23 protein-coding genes are annotated in these 21,839 nt (G+C 70.8%); 13 read left to right on the top strand and 10 right to left on the bottom strand.

Annotated elements, in window-relative coordinates; all coding sequences use genetic code 11:
* The first annotated feature begins 94 nt into the window (after nt 1-94).
* The 6 genes from ACWTSU_RS00465 (at nt 95) to ACWTSU_RS00440 (ending at nt 5,430) form a co-directional block, all read left to right on the top strand.
* Nucleotides 95-406 carry a PadR family transcriptional regulator gene (locus ACWTSU_RS00465; protein ID WP_455137937.1) on the top strand — a complete coding sequence of 104 codons (312 nt, stop codon included), beginning with the start codon at nt 95-97 and terminating at the stop codon, nt 404-406.
* The gene (locus ACWTSU_RS00460; RefSeq protein WP_455137936.1) at nt 403-1,356 is read left to right on the top strand and encodes a DUF1700 domain-containing protein; all 954 of its coding nucleotides are present in this window, start codon (nt 403-405) and stop codon (nt 1,354-1,356) included. Before ACWTSU_RS00465 ends, ACWTSU_RS00460 begins: the two co-directional genes overlap by 4 nt.
* 146 nt (nt 1,357-1,502) lie before the next feature.
* On the top strand, nt 1,503-2,132 hold the full coding sequence (locus ACWTSU_RS00455) for a helix-turn-helix transcriptional regulator (RefSeq protein WP_455137935.1): 630 nt from the start codon (nt 1,503-1,505) through the stop codon (nt 2,130-2,132).
* A 285-nt stretch (nt 2,133-2,417) separates the two neighbouring features.
* Nucleotides 2,418-3,098 carry a response regulator transcription factor gene (locus ACWTSU_RS00450; RefSeq protein WP_455137934.1) on the top strand — a complete coding sequence of 227 codons (681 nt, stop codon included), beginning with the start codon at nt 2,418-2,420 and terminating at the stop codon, nt 3,096-3,098.
* A complete protein-coding gene (locus ACWTSU_RS00445; protein ID WP_455137933.1) occupies nt 3,086-4,675 on the top strand; it encodes a HAMP domain-containing sensor histidine kinase in 1,590 nt (529 codons plus the stop codon). The genes ACWTSU_RS00450 and ACWTSU_RS00445 overlap by 13 nt, the downstream gene beginning before the upstream one ends.
* A 71-nt stretch (nt 4,676-4,746) precedes the next feature.
* Nucleotides 4,747-5,430, top strand: a complete 684-nt coding sequence (locus ACWTSU_RS00440; RefSeq protein ID WP_455137932.1) for a TVP38/TMEM64 family protein — start codon at nt 4,747-4,749, stop codon at nt 5,428-5,430.
* Here the strand turns inward: ACWTSU_RS00440 and ACWTSU_RS00435 are convergent.
* The 7 genes from ACWTSU_RS00435 to ACWTSU_RS00405 form a co-directional block, all read right to left on the bottom strand.
* A complete protein-coding gene (locus ACWTSU_RS00435; RefSeq protein WP_455137931.1) occupies nt 5,427-7,037 on the bottom strand; it encodes a peptide chain release factor 3 in 1,611 nt (536 codons plus the stop codon). The two genes, ACWTSU_RS00440 and ACWTSU_RS00435, sit on opposite strands and share 4 nt — an antisense overlap.
* A gap of 86 nt (nt 7,038-7,123) precedes the next feature.
* Nucleotides 7,124-7,804 carry a TetR/AcrR family transcriptional regulator gene (locus tag ACWTSU_RS00430; protein ID WP_455137930.1) on the bottom strand — a complete coding sequence of 227 codons (681 nt, stop codon included), beginning with the start codon at nt 7,802-7,804 and terminating at the stop codon, nt 7,124-7,126.
* Nucleotides 7,805-7,829: 25 nt separating this feature from the next.
* A complete protein-coding gene (locus ACWTSU_RS00425) occupies nt 7,830-8,603 on the bottom strand; it encodes an ABC transporter permease (RefSeq protein ID WP_455137929.1) in 774 nt (257 codons plus the stop codon).
* Nucleotides 8,593-9,531, bottom strand: coding sequence for an ABC transporter ATP-binding protein (locus ACWTSU_RS00420; RefSeq protein ID WP_455137928.1), 939 nt, complete (start codon nt 9,529-9,531; stop codon nt 8,593-8,595). The genes ACWTSU_RS00425 and ACWTSU_RS00420 overlap by 11 nt, the downstream gene beginning before the upstream one ends.
* A 147-nt stretch (nt 9,532-9,678) precedes the next feature.
* Nucleotides 9,679-10,188: an N-acetyltransferase family protein gene (locus ACWTSU_RS00415; protein ID WP_455137927.1), complete on the bottom strand. Its 510-nt coding sequence runs from the start codon at nt 10,186-10,188 to the stop codon at nt 9,679-9,681.
* A 179-nt stretch (nt 10,189-10,367) separates the two neighbouring features.
* Entirely contained in the window at nt 10,368-10,640 is a 273-nt protein-coding gene (locus ACWTSU_RS00410) for a hypothetical protein (RefSeq protein WP_455136056.1), read from the bottom strand.
* Between the two features lie 176 nt (nt 10,641-10,816).
* Nucleotides 10,817-11,569, bottom strand: a complete 753-nt coding sequence (locus tag ACWTSU_RS00405; protein ID WP_455137926.1) for a GyrI-like domain-containing protein — start codon at nt 11,567-11,569, stop codon at nt 10,817-10,819.
* A 282-nt stretch (nt 11,570-11,851) separates the two neighbouring features.
* On the opposite strand from ACWTSU_RS00405, the gene ACWTSU_RS00400 reads away from it, so the two are divergent.
* Nucleotides 11,852-12,133 (top strand): type II toxin-antitoxin system Phd/YefM family antitoxin, encoded by a 282-nt coding sequence (locus ACWTSU_RS00400; RefSeq protein WP_455137925.1) that lies wholly within the window; start codon nt 11,852-11,854, stop codon nt 12,131-12,133.
* Nucleotides 12,126-12,545 (top strand): type II toxin-antitoxin system VapC family toxin, encoded by a 420-nt coding sequence (locus ACWTSU_RS00395; protein ID WP_455137924.1) that lies wholly within the window; start codon nt 12,126-12,128, stop codon nt 12,543-12,545. The genes ACWTSU_RS00400 and ACWTSU_RS00395 overlap by 8 nt, the downstream gene beginning before the upstream one ends.
* Nucleotides 12,546-13,488: 943 nt before the next feature.
* Here the strand turns inward: ACWTSU_RS00395 and ACWTSU_RS00390 are convergent.
* Nucleotides 13,489-14,112 (bottom strand): DUF1349 domain-containing protein, encoded by a 624-nt coding sequence (locus ACWTSU_RS00390; protein ID WP_455137923.1) that lies wholly within the window; start codon nt 14,110-14,112, stop codon nt 13,489-13,491.
* A gap of 70 nt (nt 14,113-14,182) precedes the next feature.
* Entirely contained in the window at nt 14,183-15,226 is a 1,044-nt protein-coding gene (locus ACWTSU_RS00385; RefSeq protein ID WP_455137922.1) for a helix-turn-helix transcriptional regulator, read from the bottom strand.
* Nucleotides 15,227-15,524: 298 nt separating this feature from the next.
* Between ACWTSU_RS00385 and ACWTSU_RS00380 the strand changes: the two genes are divergently transcribed.
* From ACWTSU_RS00380 to ACWTSU_RS00360, 5 genes are read left to right on the top strand one after another with little or no spacing between them, the layout of a single operon-like run.
* Nucleotides 15,525-16,721, top strand: coding sequence for an ABC transporter substrate-binding protein (locus ACWTSU_RS00380; RefSeq protein WP_455137921.1), 1,197 nt, complete (start codon nt 15,525-15,527; stop codon nt 16,719-16,721).
* The gene (locus tag ACWTSU_RS00375; protein ID WP_455137920.1) at nt 16,722-17,801 is read left to right on the top strand and encodes a FecCD family ABC transporter permease; all 1,080 of its coding nucleotides are present in this window, start codon (nt 16,722-16,724) and stop codon (nt 17,799-17,801) included.
* Nucleotides 17,798-19,027, top strand: a complete 1,230-nt coding sequence (locus ACWTSU_RS00370) for an ABC transporter ATP-binding protein (RefSeq protein ID WP_455137919.1) — start codon at nt 17,798-17,800, stop codon at nt 19,025-19,027. The genes ACWTSU_RS00375 and ACWTSU_RS00370 overlap by 4 nt, the downstream gene beginning before the upstream one ends.
* Nucleotides 19,028-19,078: 51 nt before the next feature.
* Nucleotides 19,079-19,855, top strand: coding sequence for an SDR family NAD(P)-dependent oxidoreductase (locus ACWTSU_RS00365; protein ID WP_455137918.1), 777 nt, complete (start codon nt 19,079-19,081; stop codon nt 19,853-19,855).
* 52 nt (nt 19,856-19,907) lie between these two features.
* Entirely contained in the window at nt 19,908-20,585 is a 678-nt protein-coding gene (locus ACWTSU_RS00360; RefSeq protein WP_455137917.1) for an MBL fold metallo-hydrolase, read from the top strand.
* A 110-nt stretch (nt 20,586-20,695) separates the two neighbouring features.
* Here the strand turns inward: ACWTSU_RS00360 and ACWTSU_RS00355 are convergent, their stop codons facing one another.
* A complete protein-coding gene (locus tag ACWTSU_RS00355; RefSeq protein ID WP_455137916.1) occupies nt 20,696-21,394 on the bottom strand; it encodes a zinc-ribbon domain-containing protein in 699 nt (232 codons plus the stop codon).
* Nucleotides 21,395-21,839: the final 445 nt, after the last annotated feature.

Raw genomic sequence — 21,839 nt, 5'->3', positions numbered from 1 at the left:
GTCCTTCTCAGCACGCGCAAAGCCATAGTTGACGCGTAATACCTTGCGTCATATAGTATGCATCGCAAGGTATCACGCGAAAGGAGGCATGCACATGGAGGCGCAGCTCAAGCGCGGCTTCCTCGAGGCGTGCGTGCTCGCTGCCGTGAGCGGGGAGGAGTCCTACGGCTACCGCATCGTCAAGGACGTGCCGGCGTCGCTGGGACTCACCGAGTCCACGCTCTATCCGCTGCTCAAGCGGCTCGAGCGGGCCGGCTGCATCACCGCGCGCTCGGCGGAGCACAACGGTCGGCTCAGGCGCTACTACCGCATCACCGACGCCGGCCGCGCGCGCATCGGGGAGTTCCTGGCCGAGTGGCCGGCCGTGCAGGAGATCTATCGCTACGTCGAGGGGGCGCAGTCATGACCAAGCAGGAGTTTCTGGACCGGCTCGGTAGGCTTCTGAGCTGCCTGCCGGCCGACCAGGTGGCCGAGTCGCGCGCGTTCTACGCCGAGGCCATCGACGACCGCATCGAGGACGGCATGAGCGAGGAGGCGGCCGTGGCCGACCTCGGCACGCCCGGCCAGGTGGCCGAGGCCATCCTGGACGAGCTGCCCGTCGTGCCGCGCGCCATCGTCAAGACGCGCCGGCGCAGCAACGCCCTGCTGTGGACGCTCGCGATCGTGGGCTCGCCGCTCTGGATCGTGTTGCTGCTCGCCTTCGCCGCCGTGGCCTTCACGGTCTACGTCTGCATCTGGGTGCTCGCGCTGTGCGTGTGGATCGTGGCGGCGGCGCTCGTGGGCATGGCGCCGGTTCTCTTCGTGCTGGCCTACGACGGAGCGGTGATCGGACACCCGGCGTTCGTGGTGGCCTCGTGCGGCTCGGCGTTTGCGCTGCTCGGCGTGGGGCTGCTCGTGGGCGCGGGCGCGTGGGCGGTGTCCAAGCAGGTCGTGCGCCTCTCGGCGCTGTGGGCGAGAAAGGCGCTCTCGCCGTTCAGGAAGGACCGCGGCGAGAAGGACGGCGAGGCCGGCGAGGCCGTCGCCCCCGCAGCGTCTACCTCCCGCAGGCGCGGCTTCCTCGCCGTGAGCGGCGGATTCGTCGCCCTGGGCGCCGTGCTGCTGGCCCTGGGCTGGGCGCTCGCCGGCTTTGACTCGAGCGTGTTCACGACCACCATCGACCTGCGCGACGACACCGTCGTGCTCGGTGGCGTGACCGTGGACGACCCCACGGACCTGCCGCTCGTCGAGCAGATTCACGAGCTGGGCACGATCGATGTGAGCGCGCCAGCGGCTCCGGCGGCCCCCGCCGCACCGGCGGCGCCCACAGCTTCGGCTGTACCGGCGGCTCCGGCGGCCCCCGCGAACCCAGCAAGCTGAGGCCCTTCTCGCCCAGCTCAGACGCCCTGTAAAGATCTCTTGACAGCCCCGATGAGGCATCGTCGGGGCCTTTTGATGGTACGATGCCGCCCGGCGAGGCATGGTCGACGCAAGGGTCACGCCGCAAGACGGGAGAGGGGGACGACATGGAGGTCGGGCGCCACATCCGCGAGCTGCGCGGCCGCTTCGGGCTGTCGCAGGACGACCTCGCGGCGCGCGTGTACGTGAGCCGCCAGACGATCAGCTCCTGGGAGAACGCGAGGACCTATCCCGACCTCCAGAGCCTGGTCCTTCTCGCCAGGATCTTCGGCGTGACCGTGGACTCCCTGATCGAAGGAGACGTTGAGACCATGACCAAGACCGTTGACGCCGACGTCCGCACCATGCGGCACATGAGCCTCACCATGACCGGGTTTCTCGCCCTGATGGTGGCGGCGCTCGCCTGGCTGGCCCTCCAGCTCGTGGTCTGGGACTGGCCGCTCGCCCAGACCGCCCCCACCGCCGTACTCGCGCTCGTGCTGTGGGGCATCGCGCTGGCCGCCTCGTGCCGAGCCGATCGCATCAAGCGCGACCACGACCTCGTCACCTACCACGAGATCCTCAGCTTCCTGCGCGGCAAGCCCGTGGACCGCGAGACCGAGCGCGGGCGGCGCGGGCGCCTCATCCCCGCCTGGATGCGCGTGGTCAGAACCGCCGGCCTCATCCTGCTCGGCCTGGCCATGGGCGCCTTCGTCGGATACGTCGGCAGCGCCCTGCTCGACCTGCTGGCGGGCTAGTCCGGCGGGTGGATACGTACACCCGCGGCGGTTACGTACACACTTTCGATTCTCATATCGCCTGGCGGGCGAGAAGAACCGCAGGTCGCGGGCCTGCGGTCCCTTCCATCAAACCCTGAAGGGTGTACGCAACCGCCGTGGGTGTACGTAACCGCCGTGGGTGTACGCAACAGCCGTGGGCGCACGTATCCGCACGCGCCACGGCCCCGCACGCCGCCCGCCGAGTTGAGACTTTCTTGAGAGTCACCCGCTATGCTGGAACCTCGCGGCAGCGAAGGGAGGGCCATGGCCGAGGACGCGCCGCTCGTGCTCATCGTCGATGACGAGCCGGACATCGCCGGCATGCTCGACGCGTACTTCCGCCTCGAGGGCTACCGCACGCTCACGGCCGCCAGCGCCGCCCAGGCCGTGACGGCCGCTCGTCGCGCGCCCGACGTCATCCTGCTCGACGTGAACCTCCCCGACACCGACGGCTTCACCGTCTGCCGCCAGATCCGCGAGGCTGTGAGCTGCCCGATCATCTTCCTCACCGCCCGCGTGGAGGACGCCGACGCCATCGCCGGCTTTGCCGCGGGCGGTGACGACTACGTGACCAAGCCCTTCTCGCTGGACGTCCTCGGGGCCCGCGTGCGCGCCCAGCTCGCGCGCGACCAGCGCCGTCTCGACCGTGCCACCGTGCGCTTTGGCGGCGGCATCGCGGTGGACTTCGCGGCCCGCGAGCTGCGCGTGAACGAGAGGGCCTGCGAGCTCGCCCGCAAGGACTTCGACATCGTGGCGCTGCTCGCACGCCGCCCGGGCCAGGTCCTCAGCCGCGACACGATCTACGAGCGCGTCTGGGGCGAGCCGGGCGACTCGACGGTCGTGACCGAGCACGTGCGCCGCATCCGCCGCGCGCTCGAGGCCGCGGGCTGCGAGACGGACCCGATCTCCACGGCGTGGGGCGTGGGGTACGCGTGGCGCGCCTGACCGCGGCCGCGCGCCGGCTCAGAGCGCGCATGGCCAACTGCTCGATTCGGACCGCCTTCGCGCTCTACGCTGCCGTGGCTCTGCTCGCGGCGCTCGTGCTCTCGTTCGTCACCACCGGCCTTCTGGGGCTTCTCGCCAACGCGACGCTGCCCGACGACCTCCTCGCCCACTCCGGGACCTACGTGCTCGACGCGGACGCGGGCCAGCTCGTGCCCGCCGAGGCGCTCTCGTGGTACGAAACGTCGGCCGTCGACGCCGCCGTCGCACCCGACGGACAGGCCAGCGAGAGGGACGGCGAGCCCGTGGTGCTCTACGTGGAGTCGGCCGCGCGCCCGGACGCCGCGCCCGTCTCGCTGGCCGACCCGCCGGCCGACGTGCGCGACGCGGCCGTCACCGACCTCACCTGGGCAATCAGCGAGGACGGCGCGCGAACCCTGAGCCTCGCCGAGATCCCCGCCTACGACGCGGCCGCCGCCTCCGAGCGCCCGGGCGCCGAGGCGGCCGCCGAGCTCGCCGCGTCGCTGCCGCCCAACGCGGACGGCGCGCGGCCCGTGGTCTCGAACGTGGGCTACTACCTCCCCCATCCCGGTGACCCCGAGCCCTACCGGACCATCGCCAACCTGGCCATCGCGTCGGTGCCCGTCGTCTTTGTGGCGTGCCTCGCCGTAGCCGGGCGGCTCTTCTACCGGCGGCGCCTGGCCGGCCCGATCAACGCCATGGGCGAGGCGGCCGAGCGCATCGCGGCGAGCGACCTGGACTTCCGCGTGCCGCCGCAGCGCGCCGACGAGCTCGGCCGGCTCTGCGCGCGCTTCGAGGACATGCGCGCCGAGCTCGAGCGCTCCGAGCGGGAGCTGTGGCTCGCCGCCGAGAACCGCCGGCGCGTGAACGCCGCCTTCGCGCACGACCTGCGCACGCCGCTCACCGTGGTGCGCGGCCAGGCCGAGCTGATCGGCCGGCTGGCCGCGGACGGGGCCGTGCGCGAGGCGGCCGCGGCCATCACCCGCCAGGCGGAGCGCCTCAGCGCCTACGCGGACTCGATGCGCGACCTCGACACGCTCGACGCCACCACGGTGAGCCCCGCGCCGCTGGATCTGCGCGCATGGTTTGCGCAGGCGGCCGCGGACGCGCGCGAGGTGGCGCGCGCCGCCGGCGTGGAGCTCGCGGTCGCGTCCGAGGGCCTGCCCGAGCGCGCCGAGGCCGACGCGGCGGCGCTCGCGCGCGTGGCCGACAACCTCGTGGCAAACGCCGCGCGCCACGCCCGCGCGACGGTGCGCCTCTCGGCGAGCTGGTCGGACGGCACGCTCACGCTGACGGTCGCCGACGACGGGCCCGGCTTCAGCGAGGCCGCGCTCGCCCACGCCGCCGAGCCCTTCTGGAGCGAGGCGCGTCGCGACGCCGCGCGGGACGGCGCCCCGACGGATGGCTCCCACCTGGGACTCGGCCTCTACGTCTGTGCCCTTCTCGCCGAGCGGCACGGCGGCGAGCTTCGCATGGCAAACGCGCCCGAGGGCGGCGCCGTCGCGGCCGCGCGCTTCTCGGCTCCCGTCAAATCGTACGAAACTGTCACCAAACGTTGAGCCTTTCTTGAGGTTGGTCCCCTAGTCTCGTATGGGTCAGGCACGACGGCCGCACGACGAGGGAGGCGCACATGGCGGACACGAGGCGGGTCTGGACGGCGCGCAGGGTGATCGGCGCCGCGGCGGCGGTCGCGGCTCTCGTTGCCGCCGCGGTGGTCTTTGGCCCGACGCTCTGGGGCTTCTTCTCGGATGGCGAGAAGGTCCGCGCCTGGGTGGACGCGCAGGGCCCGCTGGCGCCCGTGGCCATGGGGTCGCTCGTCTTCGCGCAGGTCGTGATCGCCGTGCTGCCCGGCGAGCCCGTGGAGCTGGCGGCCGGCTACCTCTTTGGGTTCTGGGAGGGCACCGCGATCTGCTTGGTGGGCTCCCTCGCCGCCACGGTCGCGGTGACGGCGCTCGTGCGCTGCGTGGGCGTGCGCGTGGTGCGCGCGTTCTTCTCGCAGGAGCAGCTCGACGGCGTGGCGTGGCTCCGGGACTCGGGCCGCTTCGAGCTGCTGCTGTTTGTGGTGTTCCTCATCCCCGGCTCGCCCAAGGACGTGCTCACCTACGTGGCCGGCCTCACCGACAGCGCCTGGTGGCGCATCGCGGCCATCACCACGGTGGGGCGCGTCCCCTCGATCGTGACCTCCACGCTCGCGGCGGGCTTTGCCTCGGAGGGCAACTGGGGCGCCGCGGCGGTCTCGATCGGCGCGGCCGTCATGCTGGCCGCGGCCGGGGTCTGCGCCTACGCCGCCATGCGCCGCCGCGTCGCGCGCTAGAACGTGACGTTGCCGAACTCGGTGAGGCGCAGGTCCTCGTTGTGCTCCACCGCCCAGTCCAGGTTCCAGGGGCTGCGGAACAGCAGCAGCGGGTTGCCGCGCATGTCCTCCACGCGCAGCGTGTCGTGCGTGAGGTTGAGCGCGCGGACGTCCACCTCGTCGGGGTTCTCGATCCAGCGGATGTCGGTGTAGGGCAGCGAGGAGCGGCTCACCTCAACGTGGTACTCGCTGCGCAGGCGCTGCTCGAGCACCTCGAACTGCAGCACGCCCACCACGCCCACGATCACGCTCTCCATGCCGGCGCCCAGCTCGCGGAAGATCTGGATGGCGCCCTCCTGCGCGAGCTCCTCCATGCCCTTGACGAACTGCTTGCGCTTGAGCGTGTCCACCTGCGAGACGCGCGCGAAGTGCTCCGGCGCGAACGTGGGGATGCCCGCGTAGCGCACGTGGCGGCGCGGCGTGCAGAGCGTGTCGCCGATCGAGAAGATCCCGGGGTCGAACAGGCCCACGATGTCGCCGGCGAAGGCCTCGTCCACGGTGGCGCGGTCGTCGGCCATCATCGCCGTGCCGGTGGCGAGCTTGACCTTGCGCTCGCCCTGCACGTGCCAGGCGTCCATGCCGCGCTCGAAGCGGCCCGAGCAGATGCGCAGGAAGGCCACGCGGTCGCGGTGGTTCTTGTCCATGTTGGCCTGGATCTTGAAGACGAAGCCGCTGAAGTCGTCGCTCGCGGGGTCCACCGGCTCGCCGGTCTCGGCGTCCACGTGCGCGGCGGGCGGCGGGGCCAGGCGCAGGAAATCCTTGAGGAACGGCTCCACGCCGAAGTTGGTGAGCGCCGAGCCGAAGAATACCGGGGTGAGCCGCCCCGTGCGGACGGCGTCGAGGTCGAACTCGTTGTCCGCGCCGTCCAGGAGCTCGATGTCGTCAGCGAGCGTGCGGTGGTTCTCCTCGCCGATCAGCTCGTCGAGCGCCGGGTCGCCGAGCTCGGCCTCGACCTCCTCCACGCGGCGCGTGGCGTTGGCGCGGCCGTCGCCCTCGAAGGCGAGCACGTGGCGGCTCGCGCGGTCAAAGACGCCGCGGAACGTGCGCCCGTTGCCGATGGGCCAGTTCATGGGGTACGTCCCGATGCCGAGCACGTACTCGATCTCCTCCATGAGGTCAAAGGGGTCGCGCGTCTCGTGGTCGAGCTTGTTGACGAAGGTGAAGATCGGGATGTGGCGCAGCGTGCAGACCTTGAAGAGCTTGATGGTCTGCGCCTCCACGCCCTTGGCGCCGTCGATGACCATGACCGCGGCGTCGGCGGCCATGAGCGTGCGGTAGGTGTCCTCCGAGAAGTCCTGGTGGCCGGGGGTGTCGAGGATGTTGACGCAGCAGCCGTCGTAGGTGAACTGCAGGACCGACGAGGTGACGGAGATGCCGCGCTGCTTCTCGATGTCCATCCAGTCCGAGACCGCGTGCTTGGCGCTCGACTTGCCCTTGACCGAGCCGGCGCTCTGGATGGTGCCGGTGTAGAGCAGGAGCTTCTCGGTGAGCGTGGTCTTGCCCGCGTCCGGGTGCGAGATGATGGCAAAGGTGCGGCGCGAAGAGATCTGGTCCGCGAGACTCGGCATGGTCTTCCTCCCCCGCCGCGGCGCGGCGGCGCGTGTCCTGACGTTGCAAACCATCGTATTGTAGCGGGACGGGGCCTCCCGCGCGATCACGCGTGGTCGGGCCACCCGGCGAGAAGCGCCTCGAGCCCGACGCCAAACTGGCCGGCGAGGTCCCAGCCGTCGGCGCGCATGGGGGCGAGAAGGTCCTCGAGCTGCGCGCGCTCGGCGTCCGTGAGGCCCACCAACGCCTCGGCGAGGCCCGCGCCCGGCTCGTCGGCCTCGCCGCCGGCGGGCGGGGCCACCTCCGCGGCGGCAAAGCCCGTCGTGTAGACGGTGAGCGCACAGACGAGGTCGAGCGCGCCCGCGGGCAGGGTCACCCCCGCGGCGGCGAGCCGCGCGAGCGAGCGGGCCACGAGGGCGAACTGCCCCGGCGTCGAGATGGGATGCGTGAGCATGAGGACCACGGCGTTGGGGTGGGCGCGCAGCGTGGCGAGCAGCGTGGCGGCGTAGAGCCGGCCGGCGGCCCGCCAGTCGGCGGGCGCGTCGTCGGCCGCGTGGGCGTCGAGCGCGGCGAGCGCCTCGGCCCAGACGCGCTCGGCGACGCCGTCGAGCAGCGCGGCCTTGTCCGGGACATGCCGGTAGACGGCCGTCTGCGAGACGCCGAGCCGGCCGCCGAGTGCGCGCAGCGAGAGCGCGTCCAGCCCCTCGGCGTCCACCAGCGCGAGTGCCTCCGCGAGGATCGCCTCGCGCGTGAGGGTGCGCCGCCGCGTCGTCACGCCGTCCGCCATGCCGCCTCCTGCCCGCCTCTTCCCGTCACTCGGTCTTCCTGCCGTCTATTCCCATCAGGCATCTTATCATCGCGAGCGCCGCCAGCGCGACGAGGAACACGGCGAGCGCCCCGAGCTGCGGCGCTATGTCGGCCAGGCCCGCGCCGTCGAGGCTCACGGCGCGCACCGCGTCGAGCGCCCAGTACGCCGGTGAGAGCTTGGCGAGCGGACGTGCCCACTCCGGGAAGCTCGCCACCGTGCAGAGCGTGCCGCCAAGGCCCGCCGCGAGCATGCCCACGAGGTTTGCCACCGAGAGCGCCGTGCCCTCCGAGCGCGCCCAGAGCGAGAGCGCCACGCCAAAGGCCGCGAGCACCGCGGCAAAGAGCAGCGCCACGGCCACGATCGCCGCCGGATCGCCCGCGGGCCGGTAGCCAAAGAGGGCGCTCCCCAGCGCGAGCACCACCAGGAGCTGCGCCCCCTGGACCGCGTAGGCCACCGTCACCTTGCCGAGCACCACGTCGGCCGCCGTTGCCGCCGACGCGCGCAGGCGCGGCCACGTTCCCCAGGTGTGCTCGCGGAAGAACGACTGCACGATGACCTGCACCGAGAGAAACGAGAAGAGCGTGGCCATGCCGGGGACCGCCTGCTCGGCGCCCGTGGCCGTGAGGTAGCCCTCCGAGGCGAGCATCGTCTTGCACGCCGGGATCATGAACGGCATGAGCACGAGCGGGGTAAGCGTCATGAGGACGACGAGGCCGGCATCGCGCAGCTGCAGGAGCGCGCCCAGCCGCACGATCGCGAGGTAGCGCCTAGGCCGCATGGTCAACCGCCCCCTCCCCCACGATGGCAAGGTACGCGCTTTCCAGATTGGCGTGCACCACGCGGACGTCGTCGAGGGAAAGGCCGCGCGCGGCGGGCTGGGAGAGCAGCGCCGCCACGGCCGCACCGGGGTCCGGCGGCGGCGCCACGGGCTCGAGGTAGCCACCGGCTGCGGGCGCCCAGCCGGGGGCGCCGGGGTCCGCGCCGCCAGAGAAGCGCACGCGCACCGTCGGGCGGGCGTGGGCGTCCACCACCTCGCCGAGCGTGCCCGCCGCGACGATGCACCCCTCGTCGAGCACGGCTATGTCCGCGCCCAGCTCCTCGAGCTCGCCCAGGTAGTGGGTGGTGTAGACCACAGCCGTGCCGGTCGCGGCCACCGCGCGCACGGCGTCGAGCACGCGGCGGCGCGCCTCCACGTCGGCGCCCACCGTGGGCTCGTCGAGAAACACCACGCGCGGCCGGTGCATGAGCGCGATGCCCGTGTGCAGGCGGCGCCGCTGGCCGCCGGAGAGCTCGCGCGCCCGCTGATGCGCCTGCAGCGTGAGACCGAGAAGCCCCATCACCTCCTGTGCCCGGGCGCGTGCCTCCCGGCGCGCAAGGCCCTCGACCGCGCCGAGGCACGCGAGGTTCTGCTCCACCGAGAGCTGCGGGTAGACGCCCACGTCCTGCGGGGCGTAGCCCACGAGGTCACCCACCCGCTGGCGCGCCGGGTCGCGCCCGCAGATGCTGACCGCGCCGCCGTCCGCGCGCTCGAGCCCACACATGATGCTGATGAGCGTCGACTTGCCGGCGCCGTTGCGGCCGAGCAGTCCCAGCACCTGACCCGGCGCCACGTCCAGGTCCACGCCGCGCAGCACCCGATGGCGCCCGAAGCTCTTCTCGACGCCACGCAGACTGACCGCGGGCGCAGTGCCCCTCTTTCCTTCCATGGCTCACCTTGCCTTTGTCTTTAAGTTTACAGTGTTAACTTAGCCGGCTGCCAAGGATGTTAACACCGTAAACTTAGAAGTCAAGGCAAGGGCGACTGTCCCCGTTTTCGGGGCCGCGCGGGCCCAGCGGAGAGCGGATGGGCGCAATCACCTCGCATGCTCGTGTGCCACGGGCGCAGCCGGCGCCGTGAGCGGCAGCACCATCACGGCCTCCGTCTCGTCCCCGCGCAGCTCGCGAAAGCCGAGCCGCTCGTAGAGCCGCCGCGCCGGGTTGGCGCGCTGAACGCTCAGCGAGAGCGCGGGCGCCCCGACCGACGTGCAGCGCACGACCAGCTCGCGCACGAGCGCGGTGCCGATGCCCCGGCCGCGCCACCCGGGCAGCACCGCAACGGCGAGCTCGGGCACCTCGTCGTCCACGAAGGCGTAGCCGCGCATCCGGCGCGCCCAGGCAACGCCGACGAGCTCGCCGCTCTTCTCGGCACAGACCGCGACGTCACCGGCACGGCTGCCGAAGCCCTCGACGTAGGCGCGCAGCCCGGGCTCGCCAACGATGTCGCGCGGAGGGCGCGGCTCGCCGGGCGCCGTGAAGACGGCCTCGTAGAGAAAGTCATCAAGCTGGTCGTATTCCGAAGGCAGCAGGTCCCTAATCTTTGACATGATGGTCCCCTCGTCCGATGGCGAACGTGTTGCGTGGCGCATCGGCTAGAGATCCGTCGTCACGCGTGCCTCCTCAACGTGGGCCCTGAGATGGCCTCATCGTAGCCAACGCATGAACGTGCACCGGCTCGAGCGGGTCACCCTCGTTGGTCCAGAAGTACACCCAGTATGAGCCGATTCTAAAAACCTGCGGCATGCTCGAACCCTCCGTCGGCGGCGAACTCAAGAATGAGGTTTGCGGTCGACTCAACGACTTCCCTCAGGTACGCAAGCTCCGAATCTGAGAAGCCCAGGTTGTCGGTCCACGTCCCGTCCGGCAGGTAGCAGGTGACATGGTGGAAGCAATCCCTGGCGTCAGGTCGCTCGATATACACCTTCACGCGACCGTCATCGCCCATGTCAGAGTGAACGATCTCCGTGCCGTCATTGAGCGTCATGAACGGGTACATCATGCGATCGCGCCTCGCTTCCGTTTTGTCTTGCACGTCAGTATACCCGCAGGCGATACCCCACAGCCCACCTCTGCCGCCATCGATCCATCTGAGGCGGAAACGCGGCGCCGTTGGGCAGCCGGGGCGCGACCGCCTGCCGTCAGCGGCCTGCCGCGCGGCCCCGGCTCGGACGCCGATCAATCGACGGCGGGGCGCACGGGGTGGCGAATGACCGTCTTGAGGTTCTCCGGCTTGGTCCGGCGCGGGTCGCCCAGGTAGATCTCGTGATGCAGGCGAACCGCGGGCACGGCGCCGGCCGCATCGAGCGCCTCGAGAAGCGCCCCTCCATCGAACGCCGCCGTGGCAACGTGACCCTCGGGCGACTCGCCTCCCGAGGCGATGTCCGGCACCAGGCCCTTCTCGGCAACGAACGCGGAGAGACGCGCGATGGTCGCGGGCTCCTCGTCATAGGGGCCCTTGTGCATGACCTGCGCGCACGGACCCTCGGCAAATCGAACAAGCCGCAGCTCACCAGCAGCAAGCGCCGGGCCGAGTTCAGGCTTCTTCTGGGCGACCATGTCACAGACCCGTTCGAACACCTCGGGCGTCACAAAGTCGGGCTGACGGATGAGCGAGACCCACGAGAGCGCGTCCTTCTCGGCAATGCGCGAGCCGTCGAAGGCCCCGGCGCCGGCCCACCACAGTCCCTCGAGCGGCGGCACCACGTAGTCGAAGTAGCCCTCGGGCTGCCACGGGCCCATCTTGAGCATCTTTGCCGTATACGAGAAGGCGTAGAGCAGGCCGAGCACCTCCTGATAGGTCCCTCCCTCCACGTTGGGGTCACCCGTCCCGGCCACCGCGACAAAAGTCATGGCCGGAACGTCAATGAGCGCTGGCGCGGTCTTGGGAACATAGAGGTCACGGTACTCGCGCTTGAAGTCGTACGCCATGGCGCCTCCTCGGCTCGGCTGCTTTGTGGCAGTGTATCAGAACAGGTGTTCTCAATCAAACATGTCGGTGCATGGTGGGCTGGCGGCCGGTCGGCGGTCAGTCGGCGCCCACTGGCCGCAAATTAGCATACATTTGGTTTTATGAAGACCGCAAAATACCTGATAGCTATTTCAGGTTTCTTTTGAAGTGTATGCTAAATTGACTGGCGAAAACAGCAAAGCTCTCAGCGCACCTCCGATGTGGCCACATATGGCATAATGTAGCTATATCGGAGGTGCACCATGAGCGAGACCGTCGGCGTGCGCGAAGCAAAGAACCGGTTCAGCGAGCTGACCGCAGAGGTCAACGCATCCGGCGTGCCCCTGACCGTGCTCAGGAACAACCAGCCCTGGGTCGTCATCTATCCCGCTGACGAGGCGGCGGCAAGCCGACGCGAGCGGCTTGAGCGCTTCCGGAGGCTCACGCAGGCCATCGAGGCCGATACGACCGCGGAGCCCATGTGGGACCCCTCCATCTCTGACCGGGACCTTCTCAGCGCAGAGCGGGTGAGCCGCTTTGACTAGGGTCGTCCTCGACACCAACATCGTGCTCGACTATCTGAGCGCCACGCGGCCGTCCCACCTCGACGCCGTCAACCTGCTGGAGTGCATCCTGTCGTCAGAGGACGTGATGGCGGTCATTCCCGCTGGAAGCATCAAGGATGCCTACTACATCCTCTGCCGTCATTATCGTGACGAGAAAATCGTGCGCTCCCGGCTTGACGAGTTCAGAAGGCTCGTCGAGATTGCCGAGCTCACAATTCCCGTACTTGACGCGGCGTTTTCCTCTGACGAGCCCGACCTCGAGGATGCCATCGTGCGCGCGACGGCCGAGCTGCTCGGGGCAAAGGCCATCGTCACACGCGACGCCTCCGCCTACGTGCGTTCGTCGGTGCCCAGCATGGATGCGCAGACGTTCTGCGCGCAGCAGGCATAGCTTCCCTCCTTTGATCGGTGCGTTCCCGCAGGCAGACCCAACAACCCGACAAGGGCTGCGTGCTTGACGTGCAACAGTCTCGCTGACCGGCCTCAGCGCTCGACCATTACGGATTGCCTTGGCACGTCGGTGCATCAAAACCCTTATCATCGCGCACGGACACGACCTCCGCACTCACGCGCGCTCAGGCCGCCAGGAAGTAGCTCTGCACCGCAAACGAGACCCAGCGCATGACGTAGGTGAGCGAGAAGAGCCTGGCGCACCAGCCGACACGAGGCAGCAGCGCTCGATCGCGCGCACGCGGTCGAAGCGGCGCGCGCCCCAGTTGGCACCGATCGAGGGCTGCAGCGAGTCGCACATGCCGTAGAGCAGCGGCTGGATGAAACCGTCGGCGTACATGAGCACGCCGTACACCGTGACGGCAAGCTCGCCGCCCACGCGCACCGTGAGCCGCCTCTCGTGGATGTCTCGTCTTGCTCGGATGCGCCCCGTGTGATGAGAATAGAGGTGAGCTCCAACTTTGAGCCGTTAAGCGCGAAAGAGTCGATGAAATCAGTGGTTCTGTGGACCTGGATTAAGTATCGCTGTAAGGGTGTCATTTTGTGACCTGCTGGTTTTCGACAGTGCGGAGCCCCGCTACTTTGGGGGACTCCCGAAAACCACTGATATCTCAGTCCAGTCACCCAGCCACACCGGTCTCGTGAGGGCGGCCCCGGCACTGACGATCGTCCTCCGATTCCCAGTTGGCGCAGGGCAAGGGAACGCCACGGTGTCCTCATGCCTTCTCGCCAGGATCCTTCAGGTTACCAAACCTCACAGCTAGTGCTTCGTTTTTGAGCAGGAGCCCGAGAAATCCCAGGTAAAGCCCTTAATCAACTCGTAGAGAGACAATAGGTGTGAAATTTGGACAGCCGAGGCAGACGAGAAAGCGTGGGACACGCCGCTACGCGTCCCAGTCCGCGTCCGGCGCCTGGCCGTCGTGGGCCGCCCACGCGCACGGCCCCAGATCAAAGCCGTCGAAGCGCGCCGTGAACGACGAGTCCTCCGGGCTCGCCGCGTACACGCCAAAGCGGATGCGCCCCGCACCCGCGGCCAGGTGACACACGCGCATCTGGCTGAAGCGCTCGCCGTCGCGCGAGCACTCCACGCGGAAGTCGTCCTCGCGGCGGCTCAGCCGGTACCACATCTCGCGCACGTCGGCGCCGACCTCCGTTGTGGCCCAGTCCGACCACCCGCCGTTGGTGACGACGCTCCCCAGGTGCGCGATCACACCGTCCTCGTACTCCACCGACGCCTTGAGCCAGTTCTCGCTGTCGAGGTAGACCACGATGCCGCACTGGTCAAAGCGGTGGCGCGCCTGCGAGAAGTCGCAGTGCACGGTGAACGAGAGGAACCGCTCGTCGGTCTCGGTCTGCAGCACCGGCGCGGTGTCATTGCGGAAGTGATAGTAGGTCCGCTGCCAGAGGTCGGTGTGCGGACGCGTGGTCACCTCGAGCGCGCCGTCGGCCGCGAGCGCGCAGCCGGCGGGCTCGCGGGTCCACGAGAAGGACGAGAGGTCGACGGACATGGCAGCCCCTTCCTGCCGAACGACGCTGCGTGCGATTCTACCGCGCAGAAGCCACCACACGCTGCGACGCCTACCGCTCGCCCCCAAAGGCCTTCATGAGCAGGGTCGCCACGCCGCAGAGCATGCCGCCCACCGGCCACGCCACCCAGAACCACATGGCAGACGTGCCCACGGGGTCGAAGCCGCTCGGGTCGCTCGACGAGAAGACCGGGACAAACAGCAGCGCCAGCCCCACGACCGTGGCCAGAATCATGATGACGCCGCACACCGCCGCGACGCGCCCGTTGGCGCGCTTGGTCTCGAGCAGCGCCGAGCGCCACTCCTCGTCGATCTGCGCGTTCATGATGTCCTCGATCTCGAGGTCCTCCGCGACGCTCTTGTTGTACTCGGCCACGTTGGTGCGCCCGAGCAGCATCCCGTAGCGCGTGATGAGCCACACGCCCGCCGCGATGAAGACCAGCAGCAGGCAGAGCCCCCACCGCTCGGTGGCGGGACTCTCCCCCAAGGCGAAGATGCAGACGGCGCCCGTGAAGATTGCCGCCACGCCCGCCACCAGGGCGCGCGAGAACGAGGAGCGCGCCCGCGCCCGGTCCTCCTCGGTGTAGAAGTCCTCCACGTAGGGGTGCGCGCGCTGGAACGCCGCGTACTCCATGCCCGCGGGGACGAGAAACGCCAGCCCCGCCACCACGCCCGCGAGGATGAGGACGATCATCAGCGTGTCGGGGTCGCCGCCGGGGACGACGGACACCCCCTCCAGAAGGAAGCCCATCGCGCACCCCACCAGGATCGCCGCGACGCCCGAGGGCACCCGGCGCGCCATGCGCCGCTGCATGTCGTCGAAGCCGCAGACGTCGGTGGGCGGGCCCGCGGGCACGGCCGCCGGCACGGCGGCGCCCGGCCGGGCCGCACGGCCGGTGAGGTCGCTGGTCACCAGATCGTCGAGGGTGCAGTCGAAGAGCTGGCACATCTTGATGAGCCGGCTCATGTCCGGGACGCTCTTCTCGGCCTCCCACTTGGTGACGCTCTGACGCGAGACGCCCAGCAGCATGGCAAGCTGCTCCTGCGTCATGTTGCGCTCGGCCCGGAGGTGCTGGAGGTTGTCGCGAAAGCTCATGGCGTGGCCTTTCGGTCGTCGTCGGGGCGGCGGGCGGCCGCCGTCTCTTGCTGCCGGCACCACCGAGCATAGGGGCGCGCACGACGCCACTCTACCAACCGCCGATATGCTTTTTCACCAAATCGGTGGCAACCGTTGGTATACCTCCGGTTGCCTTCCGCAGGTCAGAGCCCTGTCGCGCACCGGGGCGAGAAGCCCGCGGAGCTCCGCGTCCCCCACGCGCCCGCGGAGGCCGGGCCGCGCCGTCGCACGCGCGACGCGTATCATGGAAGGCCACGCACCCGTCGGACGGAGTCCCATGCCCCACGCGCACCACGCCATCACCCGCCGCGGCCTTCTCGCCGCCGCGCTGCTCTCCCTGCCGGCCCTCGCCGCCTGCGACGCGCCCGGCGAGACGGGCGACGCCGCGCAGCCCGCCGCGGACGCCGACGCGACGTTCCGCGACACCGACCTCGGCTGCGGCCTCGAGCCCACCGGCTCGCTCGCGCTCGCCCACGCCACGCAGTTCACCGTCGACACCTACGACGGCGGCCTCGCCCTCGCCTGCCTCGCGAGCGGCGACCGCCTGCTCGTGGTTCCGGAGGGCGCCGACGCCCCGGACGGCCTCGCCGACGACGTCGCCGTCATCCGCCAGCCGCTCGCCAACGTCTACCTGGTCTCCACCGGCATGATCTGCCTCGTGGACGCGATCGGCGCGCTCGACGCAATCGGCGTCTCGTCCGTGCGCGCCGAGGACTCCCCCGCCGACGACTTCTCCGCGCGGCTCGAGGACGGCCGCATCGCCTACGGCGGCCTCTACCGCGCGCCCGACTACGAGCTCATCACCTCCGCCGGCTGCCCGCTCGCCATCGAGAACACCAACATCGACCACGTTCCCGAGGTCCGCTCCAAGCTCGAGGAGCTGGGCGTGACCGTGCTCATGGAGCAGTCGAGCCGCGAGCCGGACATGCTCGGCCGCCTGGAGTGGATCAAGCTCATGGGCCTGCTCTTCGACCGCGCCGACGAGGCCTCCGCGGTCTTCGACGACGTCTCGTCCCGCGTGGAGGCGGCCTCCGACGAGCCCGCGAGCGGCCGCACCGTCGCGTTCTTCTACATCAACGAGGACGGCGCCGCGGTGACCCGCCGCGCCGGCGACTACTTCTCGCAGATGATCGAGGCCGCCGGCGGCACCTACGTGAGCTTCGACGCCGAGGGAGCCGCCGACTCCTCGCCCACCACGGTCACCGTGGAGATGGAGGCCTTCTACGCCGGCGCGCGCGACGCCGACGTCATCATCTACAACGGCACGATCGACGACGGCGTGGCCACGCTCGCCGACCTCGTGGCCAAGAACAGCCTGCTCGCCGACTTCAGCGCGGTCCAGAGCGGCGACGTCTGGGCCTGCGACTCCCTGCTCTACCAGCGCATGACCGACATGCCCGAGATCATCTCCGACATCAGGTGCGCCCTGGAGGGCACCGGCGAGCCCACCCGCTTCCTCTGGAGGCTGGCCTAGGTGGGCGCCCGGCGAGAAGGACCCGAGCCCGCGGGTCGCGCCGCGCGCGGCAGAGAAGCCGCCCCGGACCGCGCCCTGCCCGCGCGCGCCGCGGCCTTCGACCTCGCGGTCCTTCTCGCCCTGCTCGCGCTCTTCGTGGCAAGCCTCTGCCTGGGCAGCGTGGCCACCACCCCGGGGGAGGTGGCCCGCATCCTCGCCGCCGGGCCCACCGACGCCGCCACCGCCAGCCAGGTCGTCTGGCAGATCCGCCTGCCGCGCGCGCTCGAGGCGCTGGTCCTGGGCGGGGCGCTGTCGCTGTCGGGCCTGCTGCTGCAGACGTTCTTCGCCAACCCCATCGCCGACCCCTTCGTGCTGGGCGTCTCGTCGGGCGCCAAGCTGGTGGTGGCCGTGGTCATGATCGCGGTGCTCGGGACGGGCCGGGTCATGGGCTCGTGGGCGCAGGTCGCGGCGGCCCTGGCCGGCTCGCTCGCCACGATGGGCGTGGTGCTGCTCATCGCCCGGCGCGTCCGCGCGCGGGGCATGCTCATCGTGGCCGGCATCATGGTGGGCTACATCTGCTCGGCGGTCACCAACTTCCTCGTGGCCTTCGCCGACGACCAGAGCATCGTGAACCTCGACAACTGGTCACGCGGGAGCTTCTCGGGCGCCACCTGGGGCGACGTGGGCATCGTCGCCGCCGTCACGCTCGCCTGCGCCGCGGCGGTCTTCGCGCTGTCCAAGCCGCTCGGGGCCTACCAGCTCGGCGAGCCCTACGCGCAGAGCGTGGGCGTGAACGTGCGGCGCCTGCGCCTCCAGATCGTGCTCGTGTCGAGCCTGCTCTCGGCCTGCGTGGCCGCGTTCGCCGGCCCGGTGTCGTTCGTGGGCATCGCCGCGCCGCACCTGGCGCGCCGCGGCGTGGGAGCGTCGCGGCCGCTCTATGTGACGCCCGCGTGCTTCCTCACCGGCGCGGCCTTCTGCTGCGGCTGCGACCTGATAGCCCGCACGCTCTTCGCGCCGGTCGAGCTCTCCGTGAGCGCGGTCACCGCCGTCTTCGGGGCGCCCGTGGTCATCGCCCTGATGCTGCGGAGGCGGTCGCTGTGACGCGCCCCGACGACGAGAGGGACCCGCGCCCGCGGGACGGTGCGGCGGGCGGCGAGAAGGACGGCGCGCCCGCCCTCGAGCTGCGCGACCTCGCCGTGGGCCACGGCTCCGCGCCGCTCGTGCGCGACGTGAGCCTCGTGGTGCGGCCCGGCCAGGTGGTGGCCCTCATCGGGCCCAACGGCTCCGGCAAGACCACGATCCTGCGCACGGTGGCCGGCCAGCTGCGCGCCCTCGGCGGCGAGGTCGAGCTGCTCGGGCGCCCGCTCGGCGCGCTGGCCGACGGCGAGCGCGCCCGCGAGATGGCCGTCATGCTCACGGGCCGCCCGCAGACGGAGCTTCTCACCTGCCGCGACGTGGTGGAGGCGGGACGCCACCCGTTCACCAGGCGGCTCGGCGTGCTCGGCGCGGCCGACCGCGACGCCGTGCGCGCGGCGATGGCGGCCACGGGCGTCAACGCGCTCGCCGAGCGCGACTTCGCGCACGTGAGCGACGGCCAGCGGCAGCGCGTGCTGCTCGCCCGCGCCCTCTGCCAGGAGCCGCGCGTGCTCCTGCTCGACGAGCCCACGTCCTACCTGGACGTTCGCTCGCAGCTCGACGTGCTCGCCCTGCTGCGGCGCCTCGCGCGCGAGCGCGGCTGCGCCGTGGTGGCCTCCCTGCACGAGATCGACCTCGCGCAGAAGGCCGCCGACTGGGTGGTCTGCGTGCGCGACGGGCGCGTGCTCCGCCAGGGGGCGCCCGACGAGGTCCTCACCGCGGGGCTCGTGTCCGAGCTCTACGACCTGGGTCGCGGCGACGAGGGCCCCGCCCCCTACCGCTACGACCCCGCGTTCGGCAGCGTGGAGCTGCCGCGACCCGAGGGCGATCCCGAGGTCTTCGTGGTGGCCGGCGGCGGGACGGGCGCCGCGACCATGCGCGCGCTGGCGCGCGCCGGCGTCCCCTTCGCCGCCGGCGTGCTGCACGCCCACGACGCCGACGGCCTGCTCGCGCAGAGCCTGGCCGCGCGGGTGGTGCTCGCGCCCGACTTCGAGCCGGTCGGGGACGCCGGGCTCGCCGAGGCCCGCGCGTCGCTTCTCGGCTGCGGGGCGCTCGTCCGCTGCGTGCGCTCGTTCGGCACGGGCAACGCCCGCAACGCCGAGCTCGTGGACGCCGCGCGCGGGGCGGGCCTGCCCGTCTTCGACGACGCGACCGGCTATCTGGCGTGGCGCGCCGGCCGGAACGGGGCATAATCGGCCACAGCGAGGGGCCGCGGCGGGCGGTCCGCGTGTTGGGAGGCAGCCATGACCAGCGTCGCCATCGTGACGGGAGCCTCGTCGGGGCTCGGCGCGGAGCTCGTGCGCCAGCTCGGGGACGGCGCGCTCGGTCCGCTCGACGAGATCTGGGCCGTCTCCCGCCATCCCGCGCCCGCCGCCGGGATGGTCCGCCCGCTCGCGCTCGACCTCACGGACCCGTCGGCGCCCGACGCCCTCGGCGCCGCGCTCGACGCGCGCCCCGACGTCCGCGTGGCCCTTCTCGTCAACAACGCCGGCTTCGGCAGCTTCGGCGACTTCGCGGACATCCCCGCGCGCGACAACGCGGACATGGTGCGCCTGCTCGCGCTCGCGCCCGTGGAGCTCACGCAGCGCGTGCTTCCCCGCATGGGCCCCGGCTCGCACGTCCTCAACGTGGCCAGCGTGGCCGCCTTCGTGCCGCAGCCGCAGCTCGCCGTCTACTCGGCGGCCAAGCGCTTCGTGCTCGACCTCTCGCGCGCGCTCGCCGTGGAGCTGGCCCCGCGCGGCATCACGGTGACGGCGCTCTGCCCCAAGTTCATGCGCACGGCCTTCATGGACCACGTGCGCTCCGACGACGTGGCGCGCCGCATGGCCGCCCTCACCGGCTTCGAGCGGCCCGAGCGCGTGGCGAGAAGGGCGCTGCGCGCCGTGCGGGCGGGACGGGCACTCTGCGTGCCCTCGCCGTACATGCGCGCCTTCTACGTGCTCGCCAAGCTCGCGCCCTACCCCGCCTTCATCGGGCTCGAGCGCGCCCTCATGGGCCGCTTCGGCGACGGCGGCGCGTAGCAGGCGCGCCGCGACCTAGAATCAGATGTGACCAGACCCGAAGGGAGTCCCGATGAGCCCCACGACCGACCTCGCCAACGTCCGCGTGTTCACGCAGAGCGCCATTCGCATCGAGGGGCCGGGCGGCACCGTCGCCTACCTCGACCCCTTCCACCTGACCGATGCCGAGGCCGCGCACGACGCGGACTACCTGCTGATCACCCATGCCCACTACGACCACCTCTCGCCCGAGGACGCCGAGCGCGTGATGGGCGAGAGGACCGTGCTCGTGGCACCCGCCAGCATGGCCGACGACGTGGCGGGGCTCTCCGCGCGCGCCGCCGACACCCGCCTCATGCGCGCCGGCGAGCGACTCGAGCTGCCCGGGCTCGCCGTGGAGGCCGTGGCGGCGTACAACGTGGAGCCCGCGCGCCTGGGCTTCCACCCGCGTGAGAACGGCTGGCTCGGCTACGTGCTCGAGCTCGACGGCGACCCCGCGCGCTACTACTGCGCCGGCGACACCGATCAGAACCCCGACAACGGGGGCGTGCGCTGCGACGTGGCGCTCGTGCCGATCGGCGGCACGTACACGATGGACCCGCGCCAGGCCGCGGCGTTCGTGAGCGCCCTGCGCCCGTGCGTCGCCGTGCCGATCCACTACGGCAGCATCGTCGGCTCCCCCGCGAACGCCGACGCGTTCGCCGAGCTCGTGGACCCCGCGGTCGAGGTCGTCCGCAAGCTCGAGCGCTAACGGCGGCGAGCACGCGGGCTTCTCGGCACGCCCTCATGTCCCGCGACACGGCGAGGCCGCCCCCGGAGCGTCCCGGGGGCGGCCTCGACGGAATCGGTCTCGCGGAGGGACTAGATGCCGCCCCACAGGTACCAGCTGCCGCCGATCTTCACGGCGCACAGCTCGTCCATGTCCTGGTTCTGGGACTGGCCCAGGGCGCTGATCTGCATGCTCACCACGATGCGGTTGCCCTCGGTGGCGGCCAGGCCGTACTCTCCCAGGTCGTCGTTGACGTCCTCGAGCTCGTCGGCGTCGAGCGGGTCGCCAACCGACGTGGAGACGCTCATGTCGACCATGCCCATGTACGACGAGAGCTGGTCGAGGCCGCCGAGCTGGCTCTCGAGCATCTGGGTGAGGTCGTCGCGCGTCATCCCCTGTTGCTGGAGCTCCTGGTCGATGACCTCCTGCGGCATGAGGTCGATGAGGGCGTTCATGCCCTCGGTGACCGACGAGGACGAGAAGTCGCTGTCAATCATCTTGCCGAACGCCGAGTTAACGCCGTCGGCGATACCCTGCGCCGAGCCGTGCCCGCCGCTCACGCAGCTCACGATGCCAAAGATGATCGCCGCCACCGCGATGACCACGACGGCTCCGATGATGCCGAGCCTGACCTTGGGGTCGAGCCCCTTCTTGGGCTGCGGCGTCACGATGGGGCCCGGCTGGGACGCGGGCGCGCCGGGCACCGGGGCCGCGCCCCCGATCTGGGCGCCGCACTTTCCGCAGAACTTGCTGCCGTCGGGCAGCTGGGCACCACACTGAGGACAGAACATGATCGATTCCTCCCTGGTCGACGCTCGCGCGCCCGCAGGCGCGTCCACACACTGAGCATAGCAACGCCGCGTCGTCGAGGTCGCGTGAATCTGAAAGCGTGCTGCACGTGGCGCCCCGTATTCGGCGAGAAGCCCGGCGAGCGTCTTGCTAACCCATGCGCACCGGCCAAAGGGCTCCGCCACATGTGCTTCGTCGAGAAGCACGCTGACCAGAAAAGGCACATCTGTGTTTTCGTTGCCCACAAAAGGTGTGTTTGTGGGCAACGGCATGACGGATGGGGCCTCGGACATTTCCTTGGACGGGCCTACGCGGCCAGCCCCAGCCGTTTCCTGCGCCCCCTGATCGTGTCGTACACGTTCGCGCCGCCCTCCCTGAAGGCCTTGAGCCGGCCCTCCCGGTACCAGCGGACGTAGGCCCCGAGGGCCTCGACGAACGCCTCGGCGG

It is taken from the genome of Thermophilibacter sp. (assembly GCF_966187215.1).
The sequence above is the reverse complement of the archived record's forward strand: the minus strand, read 5'-3'. Positions and strand labels throughout refer to the sequence as shown.